The organism is Amycolatopsis sp. NPDC051903, assembly GCF_044452505.1.
Classification (GTDB): Bacteria; Actinomycetota; Actinomycetes; order Mycobacteriales; family Pseudonocardiaceae; genus Amycolatopsis.
Genome location: NZ_JBITBT010000019.1, coordinates 92,742 through 105,222, shown reverse-complemented (window position 1 = coordinate 105,222; position 12,481 = coordinate 92,742). Strand labels below are relative to the sequence as shown.

General features: G+C 74.3%; 12 protein-coding genes. 5 read left to right on the top strand and 7 right to left on the bottom strand.

Features of this window, described 5'->3' with window-relative positions; genetic code table 11:
* The first annotated feature begins 1 nt into the window (after nt 1).
* Nucleotides 2–643 (top strand): response regulator, encoded by a 642-nt coding sequence (locus tag ACIA77_RS31605; protein WP_395889661.1) that lies wholly within the window; start codon nt 2–4, stop codon nt 641–643.
* Nucleotides 644–716: 73 nt separating this feature from the next.
* Entirely contained in the window at nt 717–1,337 is a 621-nt protein-coding gene (locus ACIA77_RS31600) for a DUF4190 domain-containing protein (protein WP_395889660.1), read from the top strand.
* A 10-nt stretch (nt 1,338–1,347) separates the two neighbouring features.
* Here ACIA77_RS31600 and ACIA77_RS31595 read toward each other — a convergent pair whose 3' ends face one another.
* Both ACIA77_RS31595 and ACIA77_RS31590 read right to left on the bottom strand, forming a co-directional pair.
* Nucleotides 1,348–2,829 carry a cobyric acid synthase gene (locus tag ACIA77_RS31595; RefSeq protein WP_395889659.1) on the bottom strand — a complete coding sequence of 494 codons (1,482 nt, stop codon included), beginning with the start codon at nt 2,827–2,829 and terminating at the stop codon, nt 1,348–1,350.
* The gene (locus tag ACIA77_RS31590; RefSeq protein ID WP_395889658.1) at nt 2,826–3,770 is read right to left on the bottom strand and encodes a cobalamin biosynthesis protein; all 945 of its coding nucleotides are present in this window, start codon (nt 3,768–3,770) and stop codon (nt 2,826–2,828) included. Before ACIA77_RS31590 ends, ACIA77_RS31595 begins: the two co-directional genes overlap by 4 nt.
* 36 nt (nt 3,771–3,806) lie before the next feature.
* Here ACIA77_RS31590 and ACIA77_RS31585 point away from each other — a divergent pair, with 36 nt between their 5' ends.
* From ACIA77_RS31585 to ACIA77_RS31575, 3 genes are all read left to right on the top strand, one after another.
* A complete protein-coding gene (locus ACIA77_RS31585) occupies nt 3,807–4,412 on the top strand; it encodes a bifunctional adenosylcobinamide kinase/adenosylcobinamide-phosphate guanylyltransferase (RefSeq protein WP_395889657.1) in 606 nt (201 codons plus the stop codon).
* A 10-nt stretch (nt 4,413–4,422) separates the two neighbouring features.
* Complete coding sequence (cobT, locus tag ACIA77_RS31580) at nt 4,423–5,442, top strand: nicotinate-nucleotide--dimethylbenzimidazole phosphoribosyltransferase (protein WP_395889656.1); 1,020 nt, start codon at nt 4,423–4,425, stop codon at nt 5,440–5,442.
* Between the two features lie 94 nt (nt 5,443–5,536).
* The gene (locus ACIA77_RS31575; RefSeq protein WP_395889655.1) at nt 5,537–6,292 is read left to right on the top strand and encodes an adenosylcobinamide-GDP ribazoletransferase; all 756 of its coding nucleotides are present in this window, start codon (nt 5,537–5,539) and stop codon (nt 6,290–6,292) included.
* Between the two features lie 45 nt (nt 6,293–6,337).
* Here ACIA77_RS31575 and ACIA77_RS31570 read toward each other — a convergent pair whose 3' ends face one another.
* From ACIA77_RS31570 to ACIA77_RS31550, 5 genes are all read right to left on the bottom strand, one after another.
* Nucleotides 6,338–7,288 (bottom strand): hypothetical protein, encoded by a 951-nt coding sequence (locus ACIA77_RS31570; RefSeq protein ID WP_395889654.1) that lies wholly within the window; start codon nt 7,286–7,288, stop codon nt 6,338–6,340.
* Nucleotides 7,289–7,499: 211 nt separating this feature from the next.
* The gene (gene cobC, locus ACIA77_RS31565; protein ID WP_395889653.1) at nt 7,500–8,516 is read right to left on the bottom strand and encodes an Rv2231c family pyridoxal phosphate-dependent protein CobC; all 1,017 of its coding nucleotides are present in this window, start codon (nt 8,514–8,516) and stop codon (nt 7,500–7,502) included.
* Entirely contained in the window at nt 8,509–9,888 is a 1,380-nt protein-coding gene (locus ACIA77_RS31560) for a cobyrinate a,c-diamide synthase (RefSeq protein ID WP_395889652.1), read from the bottom strand. Before ACIA77_RS31560 ends, cobC begins: the two co-directional genes overlap by 8 nt.
* Entirely contained in the window at nt 9,882–10,496 is a 615-nt protein-coding gene (cobO, locus tag ACIA77_RS31555; protein ID WP_395889651.1) for a cob(I)yrinic acid a,c-diamide adenosyltransferase, read from the bottom strand. Before cobO ends, ACIA77_RS31560 begins: the two co-directional genes overlap by 7 nt.
* Nucleotides 10,496–12,472 carry a putative cobaltochelatase gene (locus ACIA77_RS31550; protein WP_395889650.1) on the bottom strand — a complete coding sequence of 659 codons (1,977 nt, stop codon included), beginning with the start codon at nt 12,470–12,472 and terminating at the stop codon, nt 10,496–10,498. Before ACIA77_RS31550 ends, cobO begins: the two co-directional genes overlap by 1 nt.
* Nucleotides 12,473–12,481: the final 9 nt, after the last annotated feature.

The following is a 12,481-nucleotide window of genomic DNA, read 5'->3' as shown; positions in this document are numbered from 1 at the left end:
GGTGATCAAGGTGGTGCTCCTCGACGACGAGGTGCTCGTGCGCAGCGGGATCCGCATGATCCTCGAGTCGGACCCGGACATCCGGGTGGTCGCCGAGGCCGGTGACGGCGCGGGCGTGGCCGAGCTCGTCGGCGAGCACCGGCCCGACGTGGTGCTCACCGACATCCAGATGCCCGGCGTCGACGGCCTCGAGGTGACGCGGCTGGTCACGGCTCTGCCGGACGCGCCCGCGGTGGTCGTGCTGACCACGTTCGACCTCGACGAGTACGTGCACACCGCGCTGCGCCGCGGTGCCACGGGGTTCCTGCTGAAGGACACGCCGCCGCGCGAATTGGTCAACGCGGTGCACGTGGTCGGCCGCGGGGAGGCGGTGTTGTCGCCGGCCATCACGCGGCGGCTGCTGACCGAGTTCGCCACGGGCGGGGCGCAGGACAAGGCGCGGGCCCGGCTGGCCCCGCTGACCGCGCGCGAACGGGAGGTCGCGGTGGCCGTCGCGGAGGGTGCGAGCAACGCGGCGATCGCGGCGGAACTCGGGCTCAGCGAGGCGACGGTGAAGGTGCACCTCGGGCGCATCATGTCCAAAGTGGAGGCCGCGAACCGGACGCAGGTCGCGATCCTGGTGCACGACGCCGGACTCGCCTGAATCGTTATCGCGCGTCCCGGATGTCCCCGGATAGGATCTTGGCCGGGTCGGGGGATTCCGCAGAGGGGGACCCGTGTCCGAATCGATCCTGCCGCCCAAGCCGACCGGCCCGAGCTACCAGGACGCACCGCCACCACCACCGCAGCCGAAGACCAACGGCTTCGCGATCGCGTCGCTCATCCTGGCGATTCCGGCGCTGAGTCTCGTGCTGAGCATCGTCTTCGGCTTCGTGGCGCTGGTCGAGACCCGGCGCGACGGCCGGCCCGGAAAGGGCCTGGCGATCGCCGGGCTTTCGGTGAGCGGCGCGTGGCTCGTGGTGATCGCGATCGCCGTCGCGGTCACGCTGTCGGGCAGCGACAGCGTGTTCGCCGTGCACAAGGGCGATTGCTTCACCACCGAGAGCCCCACCACGATCACCAGGGTCGCGTGCGACCAGCCGCACGGGGACGAGGTCTACGCCGTCGTCGCGCTCCCCGGCGGGGACACCTACCCGGGCGAGGAAACGCTGGCCGACTTGAGCCGCGACTACTGCACCGATGAGCAGGACACCTTCTTCGTCAACACGTCGCCGCCGACGAACCTGGTCATGGCTGTGTACTACCCGCACGAAGCGGCGTGGCGCGGCCACGACCACTCGGCCGTGTGCACGCTGGAGTCGGAGTCCGGGGTGCTGCGCAACCCCGTGGTCCACTGACTCATCCGGCTCACGGTGCGCCGGGCGGGACGAACGGCAGCCCGTCCGGCGCACCGGCTTCCAGCAGCCGCAAGAGGTTCGTGGTGTCCAGTTCGGACTCGACGGCGTCAGCGAGGCGCTCCAGCATGGCCTCGCGCAGCTGCGCGAACCCCGGTGCGTCCGCGGCGGGCGCCCAGTCCACGCCCGCCTGTGCGGCGATCTCGGTGAGCCACGCGCGGCGGAAGCCATCGTTCTCGAAGGCGCCGTGCCACGTCGTGCCCCACACCGCGCCGGCGCGGTAACCGTCCAGAAAGGACTCCGCGCCGGCCCCGGAGGCGCTGCCGTGGTGGATTTCGTAGGCGTCGACGCGGTGGCCGCGCCACGAGCCCGTCGGGCGGCCCAGCACCTTGTCCCCCGCGAACGTCACGCGGGTGGGCAGCAGGCCGAGCCCGTCGACGAGACCGGCGCGCGACTCGACGTCGTCGTCGATGGTCTGCGCCAGCATCTGGTACCCGCCGCAGATGCCGAGCACCGGCCGGCCCGCGGCGGCGCGCGCGGTCACGGCGCCGGCGAGGCCGCGGGACCGCAGCCAGCGCAGATCGTCCACAGTGGCCCGGGAGCCGGGCAGCACCACGAGGTCGGCGGCCGCGACCGTGTCCGGGTCGGCGGTGAGGCTCACCGTCACACCGGGTTCGGCGGCGAGCGCGTCCACGTCGGTGGCGTTCGAGGCGCGCGGGAAGCGCACGACGGCCACGCGCAGCCCACCCCCGCGGGGCGCCTCGTGTCGCCAGCCGGCTGCGGCGAGCGCGTCTTCCGAGTCGATCCACACGCGGTCGAGCCAGGGCAGCACCCCCAGCACGGGCCGGCCCGTCACGTCTTCGAGGCTCTTCAGACCTGGCTGCAGCAAGCCGACGTCGCCGCGGAACTTGTTGACCACCCAGCCCGCGACGAGCGCCTGGTCTCCGGGCGAGAGCAGCGCGAGCGTGCCGAACATCGCGGCCAGCACCCCACCGCGGTCGATGTCCCCGACGACGACCACCGGGAGCGAAAACCGCCGCGCCAGGCCGAGGTTCACGTAGTCGCCGCCGCGCAGGTTGATCTCCGCGGGGCTGCCCGCGCCCTCGCACACGACGACGTCGAAGCGCGAACGCAGGTCCTCGAAGGCGCCGAACGCGAGCTCGGCCAAGCCGGCGCGGCCGGTCGCGTACTCGCCGGCTTCGAGCGTGCCGAACGGTTTGCCGAGCGCGATCACGTGGCTGCGCCGGTCGCTGCCGGGTTTGAGCAGCACGGGGTTCATCGCCGCTTCGGGCTCGGCGCGCGCGGCCCGGGCCTGCAACCACTGCGCGCGGCCGATCTCGGCGCCGTCGGCGCACACCATCGAGTTGTTCGACATGTTCTGCGATTTGAACGGCGCCACGCGCACGCCGCGCCGCGCGAGCCACCGGCAGATCCCGGCCGTGACCAGGCTCTTGCCGGCGTCGGACGTGGTGCCCGCGACCAGCAGTCCCCTCATCGCGCCACCGCCCGGGCCACCGCCGCCGCGCTCACGGCCGACGCCGCGCCGACCACGCGCGACAACCGCACCGCGCGTCGCAGGTCGACGGGCTGCGGCGCCCGGCCGTCACCGAGCGTGCCGCGGACCTCGACCTCGCCGCCGTAGCTGTTGGTGCCGCCGAGCCGAACCCCGAGAGCGCCCGCGAACGCGGACTCGACCTGGCCCGCGTTCGGGCTCGGGTGGTGCGAGCCGTACCGCCGCCACGCGCGCAGCGCCGGGCCGACGCGGCCACCGGCCAGCGGCGCGGACAACGCCGTGAGGACGGCGCCGATCCGGGCCGGCCCGAGGTTCACGACGTCGTCGGCGCGGGCCGCGGCCCAGCCGAAGTTGCGGTGACGGGGCGAGCGGTAGCCGACCATCGCGTCGAGCGTGTTCAGCGCGCGGTAGCCGAGCAGCCCGGGGAGGCCGGCGACGGCGCCCCACAGCAGCGGCGCGACGACCGCGTCGGACGTGTTCTCCGCGATCGACTCCGTGGCCGCGCGAGTGAGCTCGGCCGGGTCCAGCTCCGACGCGTCCCGCGCGCACAGGTGCGAAAGGCGGGCGCGCGCGGCGGGTACGTCGCCGGCGTCCAGCAGGCGCGCCATCTCCCGGCCCTCGGCGGCGAGGCCGCGGCCGCCGAGCACGACCCACGTCGCGGCGGCGGTGAGGGCGAAGCGGGCGATGGGGCGTCGGCGGGTGGCCAGCTGCGCGGCCACGCCCAGGCCCGTCACGGTGCCCGCGCAAGCCGCCGCGTACGCCGCTCCGCGCGGCTTGGAGTCCGCCCACCAGCGGCGTTCCAGCGCGCCGGCCGCGCGGCCGAACAGCGCGACCGGGTGCCCTCGGCGGGGGTCGCCGAGCACCGCGTCGGCGACGTATCCCGTGATCAGGCCGGCCGCTGTGACGGCTTGTCGGAGTGGCACGTGGCGAACGGTAGCGCGTGCACGACAATGCCGGGTATGACCAAGCTGACGCACCGGCTCGCCGGGCAGCTCGAAGCCCTGGCGCGGACCCTCCGCCGGTACGGACGCGACGACGGCAAGGTGCTCGTCCTCGGCGGCGTCCGCTCGGGGAAGTCGAGGCACGCGGAGCGGCTCGTCGCGCACCACTCCCACCTCGTGTACCTCGCGCCCGGCCTGCCGCCGGGCGACGACGACCCCGAGTGGGCCGCCCGCGTCGCCGCGCACCAGGCCCGCCGTCCGGCGCACTGGACCACGGTCGAGACGACCGACCTTGCGACGGTGCTGCGGAGCGCGACGAGCCCGTTGCTCATCGACTGCCTCGGCACGTGGCTCTCGCGCGTGCTCGACGAGGTCGGCGCGTGGTCGGGCAAGGCGGGCTGGGAAAGACGGCTCGACGACCGGCTCGAGGATTTCCTCGCCGCGTGGACGCAGGCCCGGGTGCCCGTGGTCGCCGTGAGCAACGAGGTCGGCAGCGGTGTGGTGCCCGCTACGTCGTCCGGACGGCTGTTCCGTGATGTGCTGGGCGCACTCAACAACCGGGTGTCCGCCGAGTCAGACCGAAGCCTGCTGGTCGTCGCGGGGCGGGTGCTCGAACTGCCGTAAGGAGCTCGCCGTGCCCCGATTCGACATCCCCGTGCCCGACGCCGCCGCCCGCGCCGCAGCGCAGGAGCGCCTCGACGGCCTGGTGAAACCGCTCGGCGCGCTGGGCCGGCTCGAGGAGCTGGCGGCGTGGCTGAGCGCCGCCCACGGCGTGGTTCCCCCGCGCCCGCTCGACGACGTGCGCGTGGTCGTCTTCGCCGGTGACCACGGGGTGTCGGCGCAGTCGGCGTACCCGCGCGAGGTCACGGCGGCGATGGTGCGCGTCTTCCTCGCGGGCAAGAGCGGTGTCACGGTGCTGGCCGCGCAGGCCGGGGCCAGTGTGCGCGTCGCCGACATCGCGGTCGACTGGGACGCTTCGGCCGTTCCCGCCGAGGTCACCGCGCACAAGATCCGCCGCGGCTCCGGCGCGATCGACGTCGAAGACGCCCTGGAGCCCGGCGAGGCCCTCGCCGCGTTCGAAGCGGGCCGTGCCATCGCCGCCGAGGAGACCGGGGCCGATCTCCTCGTCCCGGGTGACATGGGCATCGGCAACACCACGATGTGCGCCGCGCTGGTCGCCGCCACGCTCGGCCTGCCTGCGGCCGAGGTCGTCGGCACCGGGACCGGGGTGTCCGGCGCCGCGCTGGACACCAAAACCGCCGTCGTGGCGGCCGCCCTCGCGCGCGCCGGCGACCGCGTCGCGGACCCGTTCGACCGCCTGACCGCACTGGGCAGCGCCTGCGTCGCCGCCACCGCGGGCTTCCTGGTCGAAGCCGCCGTCCGCCGCATCCCGGTGCTGCTCGACGGCATCTTCTCCGGCGCCGCCGCCTTGGTGGCCCGCGACATCGCGCCGGGCGCCGAGCAGTGGTGGCTCGCGGGCCACCGCTCGACGGAACCGTCTCAGTCGTTCGCGCTCAAGGCTTTGGGCCTGACGCCGATCCTCGACCTGGGCCTGCGCCTGGGCGAGGGCAGCGGCGCGATCCAGGCGGTCCCGACGCTGCGCGCGGCGCGGGCGATCATCGCCGAGATGGGCCTGCTGGCGGACCTCGCGTGACGACGGCCGGCGAAGGCGTGGCTGGGGCCCGACCCTGCGGGGCGCCGCACGGCTGGGCCCCGGCCGTTACCGGGTACTGCGGTCTGGCTCGCGCGTGAAACTCGGCGACGCGATCCGGCTGGCGGTCGGCACGCTGACGACCGTGCCCGTCCCCGCGCCGCGCGTGATCGATCGCGGGGTGGCCGGCGCGGCCATGGTGCTGGGGCCGGTGGCGGCGGTGCCGCTGGCGGCCGTGGCGGGCCTGGTCGTGGCGGGCGGCGTCGCGGTCGGGCTGCCCGCGCTGGCCGTCGCCGCCCTGGCGCTCGGCGCGGTGGCGCTGGGCAGCCGCGGGCTGCACCTCGACGGGCTGGCCGACACCGCCGACGGCCTCGGCGCGTCCTACGACCGGGCCAAGGCGCTCGACGTGATGCGCCGCGGCGATTCCGGGCCGACCGGCGTGGCGACGCTCGTGTTCGTGCTGCTCGTGCAGGTCGGCGCGACGGCCGGGGCGGTGGCCGCCGGACACGGGATCGTCGCGGTCGTCGCCGGGGTGCTGGCCGGGCGGTGCACGTTGTCGATGTCGTGCGCGCGCGGCGTGCCGTCCGCGCGGCCGGAGGGGCTGGGCGCGACGGTAGCGGGTTCGGTGCCGCGGCCGGTCGCCGTCGGAGTCGGGGTGGTGGCGGCCGCCGTGGCCGCGCTGGCACCCGGTTTGCCGTGGTGGCAAGGAGTGGCGGCGGTCGGCGCGGCGTACCTCGCTGCCGCGCTGCTGCTCGCGCGGTGCGTGCGCCGCCTCGGCGGCATCACCGGCGACGTGCTGGGTGCGGGCGTCGAGGTCGGCGTGGCGGCGGCGCTGCTCGTGCTCGCCGCCTGAGCGAGCAGGCCGCTTTCGCATTACCGGCCGGCGAGGACAGCGGTGCTAGCCGAACGTGAAGACGTACGCCTCGGCGCCGGGTTCGAGGAACGTGATCTCCAGCGTCCGCGCGCGGACCTCGTCGCGCTGGCGCACGAGCTGGTACAGGCGATCGTCCCAGAGCAAGCCGTTCCCGTCCTCGTCGACGTCCACCCCGTGGGCCGGGCCGGGAGCCTCGCCATCGAGGAGCACGCGGAAGGGAATCGGTTCTCGCGCGTCGCGAGCCAGCACGAGATGCGCGTCCCGCGCGTGGAACCGATAGGTGATGCTCCCGCCGGCCTTGCCGAGCACCACCTTCTCCGGCCCGATCGTCCACAGGCCGGAGAGAGCCCAGGTGCCCAGGCGCACCTGCGGCGGGAGCCCGTACGTGCGTTGTTCGTCGAACCCGACGCGGCCCGGCGACGCGAAGTGCTCGCCGCGCCCGTAGCCGAGGTACGTCTCCGGCGTGCGCAGGTGGGCCCAGTCGGCCTCCGTCTCCACGCCGAGCCCGGTGACGGAAACGAACTCGCGCTCGACGCCGAGCAACTGCTGGATCACGCGTTCCGACTGTTCGTAGCGCCCTTCACCGAAGTGGTGGTCGCGGATGACGCCGTCGGCGTCCACGAAGTAGAGCGCCGGCCAGTAGTGGTTGTGGAACGCACTCCAGATGACGTAGTCGTTGTCGAGCCTGACCGGGTAGTCGACACCCCGCTCGATCGTCGCCTGCCGCACGCGGTGGAGCTCGTGCTCGAACGAGAACTCCGGCGTGTGGACGCCGACGACGATCAACCCGTCGTCTCGGTAGGCCCTCGACCAAGCCCGGACGTAGGGGTCCTGGCGCAGCCAGTTGATGCAGGTCAGCGTCCAGAAGTTGACGACGACGACGTGGCCCGCCAGCTCGGCGTGGCCGAGTGGCCTCGAGTTGAGCCACTCGCCCCCGCCGAGTGCGGGCATGTTCACGCGTGCGGATACCGACATCTAACGCCCCGCAGCGGCGGTCTCGATCGTGATCAGCCGGAACGCTCGGTCGTACGCTGATCCTCCAGTCACGACAGGCATACGTCTCCTCGGTCGGCCTGGTGCCGTGGGCGAGTTCGCGGCTGTTCAGACGCGAAAGCGGAAGTGTGCCACCGGATCACCAGCGGTTCCTCACCCGAAGCGAGTGATACGCAGGACCGGTGCTCGACGGCTAGAGAACGCGGGCGAGCGCCGCCACGAAGCCGTCCGTGACTTCCCGCGACCGCACCGCCAGGCGCAGGTGCCGCGGCCCCAAGCCGGGGAACGTGTCGCCGCGGCGGACCGCGTAGCCGGCGTCGCGCAAGCGTTGGCGCAAGCCGTCGTCGGGGCCCTCGACGAGGACGAAGGGGCCCCGTGGCTCGCCGAGGACCGGGAGGTGCAGGTCGAAAAGGCGGGAAACCAGGTAGTCCCGGTCGGACTCCGCGGTGGCGGCGAGCTTTTCCGCCTCCTCCAGCGCCTGCGGACGGCAGCACGCGACGGTGGCGACACCGGCGAGCGTCGACACGGACCAGGGCGGCTGCACGGCCGCCAGGCGGGCCACGACGTCCGCCGGGCCGAGGACGTAGCCCGCGCGCAGGCCCGCGAGGCCCCACGTCTTGGTGAGACTGCGCAGCACGACCACGCCGTCCAGGGACTCCCCGGCCAGGCTCTCCGCCTCGCCTGGGATGGCGTCGAGGAAGGCCTCGTCGACCACGAGCAGCCGGCCCGGCCGGGCCAGGCGGCGGAGCACGGCCGCGGGGTGCAGCACCGACGTCGGGTTCGTCGGGTTGCCCACGAACACCAGGTCCGCCGATTCGGGGACCACGGCGGGAGCCAGCACGAAACCGTCCGAAGCGGACAGCACCACGCGCGAGACCTCGTGCCCCGCCACCCGAAGCGCGGCTTCGGGTTCGGTGAACTGCGGGTGCACGACCACCGCGTGCCGCGGCCGCAGCGCCGACGCCAGCAGCGTGAACGCTTCCGCGGCCCCGGCCGTCACCAGCACCTCGTCGACCGGCCGGCCGTGCCGCGCGGCGACCGCCGCCCGCGCCGAAGCCGGCGACGGATAGGCCGCCAGACTGTCCACAGCGGACACCAGCTCGCGCCGCAGCCACTCGGGCGGGCGCGGGAGCCGGACGTTCACCGCGAGGTCGACCAGGCCCGGCGCGACCTCGCGGTCACCGTGGTGGTGCAGGTCGTAGTCAGCCACGGGACGCCGCCTCTTCCGGCCGACCCCCGCCGGGGACCCCCGCGAACGACCGCACGTGCGCGGCGAACCGCTCGGCGAGCGCGGGGTGCCCGGCCCAGTGCACGTGCAGGTACGAAGCGTGCAGCGACGGCGACGCGAACCCGTCCACTGTCCGGTCCCAGCCCCACGCCGGCGCCGGCCCCGCCGCGGGCGTGAGCTCCGTGCGGTGGAACTCGTGCCCCGTCACGCGCCGGCCGCCGACGGCGAGCACGTTGTCCGCCAGGGAAACCGCCGTGCGGTAACCGAGTTTGCCACGTTTGGTCATCACCGCCGTCGCGTCGACGACGCCGGCCATCGGCTGCCCGTCCAGCTCGCGGCACAGGTACAGCAGCCCGGCGCACTCCGCGCTCACGGGCATCCCCCGGCCCGCGGCCGCGGCGATCGCCGCGAGCAACTGCTTGTTCGCCGCCAGTTCCGCCGCGTGCACCTCGGGGAACCCGCCGCCGAAATACAGCCCGGCGCAGCCTTCGGGCAGCGCTTCGTCGCGCAGCGGGTCGACGTCCACGACGTCCACGCCGTAGGAAGCCAGCAGCTCCACGTTTTCCGTGTACCGGAACGTGAACGCCGGCCCGGCCGCCGCGGCCACCACCGCCCGCGGCCCGGCCCAGCTCCCGTCCGGTGTCCACCTCGGACCCGGTAACGGCGCCGCGGCCCGCGCGACCCGCACCACCGCTTCCAGATCCACCCCACCGGCGACCCACGACGCCAGCTCCGGCAGCACCCGCCGCGAGTCCGCGGCCCGCTCCGCGGCCGGCACGAGCCCGAGGTGCCGGCTCGGCGCGTGCACGTTCTCGTTGCGCCGCAACGCTCCCAGCAGCGGCACGCCCGTGGCTTCCAGCGCCGTCGTGATCTCGTCCTCGTGCCGCTGCGAGCCCAGCTTGTTGAGGATCACGCCGGCCAGCCGCACGCGCGGGTCGTAGTTGGCGAACCCCAGCACGGTCGCCGCAACGCTGCGCGAGGCGGCCGAGGCGTCCACGACGAGCACCACCGGCGCGCCGAGCACCCGGGCGACGTGCGCGGTCGACGCGTAGCCCTCGGTGCCGAGCGCGCCGTCGAACAGGCCCATCACGCCTTCGATCACGGCGAGGTCCGCGCCCGCGGAACCGTGGCGCAGCAAGGGCACCAGCCGGTCCTCACCCTGCAGGAACGGGTCGAGGTTGCGCGCGGGCCGTCCGGTCGCCAGCGCGTGGTAGGACGGGTCGATGAAGTCGGGCCCGACCTTGTGCCCGGACACGGTGTGCCCGGCCGCGCGCAGCGCCGCCATGAGCCCGGCGGCGATGGTGGTCTTGCCGTGCCCGGAACCGGGCGCGGCGATGACCACGCGCGCTACCACTCGATCCCCCGCTGCCCCTTCTGCCCCGCGTCCATCGGGTGCTTCACCTTCGTCATCTCGGCCACCAGATCGGCGGCCTCGACGAGTTCCGGCGGCGCGTACCGGCCGGTGATCACCACGTGCTGGTGCCCGGGCCGGGAGACCAAAGTGGACACCACGTCCTCGACCTCGAGCCAGCCCCACTTGAGCAGGTAGGAGAATTCGTCGAGCACGTAGAAGTCGTGCGTCTCGGCGGCGAGGCGGCGTTTGATCTCGGCCCAGCCCTCGCGTGCGTTGGCGGCGTGGTCCTCCTCGGTGCCGGACTTGCGCGTCCAGCTCCAGCCCTCGCCCATCTTGTGCCACTCGACGGGCCCGCCCTCGCCCGTCTCGTCGTGCAGCTTGCCCAGCGCGCGGAACGCGGCTTCCTCGCCGACGCGCCACTTCGCCGACTTCACGAACTGGAACACGCCGATCGACCAGCCCTGGTTCCAGGCGCGCAGCGCCATGCCGAACGCGGCGGTCGACTTGCCCTTCATCTCGCCGGTGTGCACGGCGAGCAGCGGGCGGTTGCGCCGCTGGCGCGTGGTGAGCCCGTCCTGCGGGACGACGGCCGGTTTCCCCTGCGGCATCAGGCAGCCCTCCCGGTGGTGCGTTCGCGAACGGCCGACGCGAGCGTCTCGGCCGCGACGTCGGCGAGCGGCACGTGCTCCGCGCCGAGGTGCCCGGCCAGTTCCGCGGCCAGGCCCAGGCGCATCCGGCCGCTCTCGCAGTCCATCACGACGGTGGTCACGCCGGTCAGCAGCGCCGCCGCGGCCTGGGACCGCGCGACGGCGTCGGCTCCGCTCGTGGCGCGCCCGTCCGTGACGAGCACCAGCAGCGGCCGGCGGCGCGGATCGCGGATCGCCTCGACTCGCAGCACGCGCGCGGCTTCCAGCAGCCCTTCCGCGAGCGGCGTGCGGCCGCCGGTGGGCAGGCCCTCCAGCCGCGCGGCGGCGGCTTCGACGCTGATGGTCGGCGGCAGCGCGAGTTCCGCCGAGTCACCGCGGAAAGTCACGAGACCGACCTTGTCGCGCCGTTGGTAGGCGTCCAGCAGGAGCGAGAGCACCGCCGACTTCACCTCGCGCATCCGCGCCCGCGCGCCCATCGAGCCCGACGCGTCGACGCAGAACAGCACGAGGTTGCCTTCGCGGCCTTCGCGCAACGCGAACCGCAGGTCCTGCGACCGCACGAGCAGGCCAGGCCCGCTGCGGCCGCGGGACCGCTGGTGCGGTGCGGCCGCGCGCATGGTCGCGACGAGGTGCGGACGGCCTTCGCGCACGCTCGGCGGCTGCACACCGATCGTGCGGCCGGTGTCGGTGAGGGCCCGCGACCGGCGGCCGCGTTCGCCTTCACCGGTGCCCTTGACGCGGAACACGCGCGCCCGGAACGTGTCCCCGGAGCCGACGGTCTTCTGCTGCCCGGAACCGCTTCCGTCCCCCGGCCGCGGCTGAGGCGCGCCCGGCTGGTCCCCCGCGGGCGGCTGCTCGCCTTCGGCGGCGGGCGGCTGCGAACCCGAGCCGGGACCGTCGTCCTCGGGGCCCGGGTCCTGGGGACCGGGATCGGCGTCCTGCAGCGCCTGTTCCAGCTGGTCCTCGGAAATGCCCGGCGCGTCGAACGGGTTGCGCCGCCGCCGGTGCGGCAACGCGAGCCGCGCGGCCACGCGGACGTCGTCGGTGGTCACCTCGGAGCGCCCGGCCCACGCGGCGTGCGCGACGGCCGTGCGCGCGGTGACGATGTCGGCCCGCATGCCGTCGACCTCGAACGACGCGCACACCTCGGCGATCTGGCGCAACGCGTCGTCGGGCAGCTTCACCGACGGCAGAAGCCGTTGCGCCGCTTCGATGTCCGTGGCCAGCCGGGCGTCTTCGGCGGCGTAGGTCGCGGCGAAGCCGTCGGGGTCCGCCTCGTACGCGAGCCGCCGGCGGACGACTTCGACGCGCTGCTCGGGTTCCCGGCTGGAGGCGACCTCGACGGTCAACCCGAACCGGTCCAGCAGCTGCGGCCGCAGCTCGCCTTCCTCGGGGTTCATGGTGCCGATCAGCACGAACCGCGCGGCGTGCGACACGGACACGCCCTCGCGCTCCACGGTCGCACGGCCCATGGCGGCGGCGTCCAGCAGCGTGTCCACCAGGTGGTCGTGCAGGAGGTTGACCTCGTCGACGTAGAGCAGCCCGCGGTTCGCGGCGGCGAGCAGGCCCGGCTGGTAGTCCGTGACGCCGGCGGCCAGCGCCTTCTCCAGGTTGAGCGATCCGACGACCCGGTCCTCGGCCGCCCCCACGGGCAGCTCCACCAGCCGCGCGGGCCGCCGGTGCGCGGGCGCGCCCGCGGCGTGCGGACCGTCCGGGCACACCGGATCCGGCGCCACGGGATCGCACGAGAAGCGGCAGCCGTCCACCACGTCGAGCTCCGGCAGCAGGCCCGCGAGCGCCCGCACCATCGTCGACTTCGCCGTGCCCTTCTCCCCCCGCACCAGCACGCCGCCGACCGCGGGTGAGATCGAGGAGAGGATCAGCGCCAGGCGCAGGTCCGGCATCCCGACGACGGCGGTGAACGGGTACGGCTTCAAGAGCTCTCC

What these genes read in the sequence shown, in the direction of transcription:
- ACIA77_RS31595 (WP_395889659.1), bottom strand. Translation starts at nt 2,829, where the DNA reads ATGAGGGGACTGCTGGTCGCGGGCACCACGTCCGACGCCGGCAAGAGC.
- ACIA77_RS31585 (WP_395889657.1), top strand. Translation starts at nt 3,807, where the DNA reads ATGACCAAGCTGACGCACCGGCTCGCCGGGCAGCTCGAAGCCCTGGCG.
- ACIA77_RS31570 (WP_395889654.1), bottom strand. Translation starts at nt 7,288, where the DNA reads ATGTCGGTATCCGCACGCGTGAACATGCCCGCACTCGGCGGGGGCGAG.
- cobO (WP_395889651.1), bottom strand. Translation starts at nt 10,496, where the DNA reads ATGCCGCAGGGGAAACCGGCCGTCGTCCCGCAGGACGGGCTCACCACG.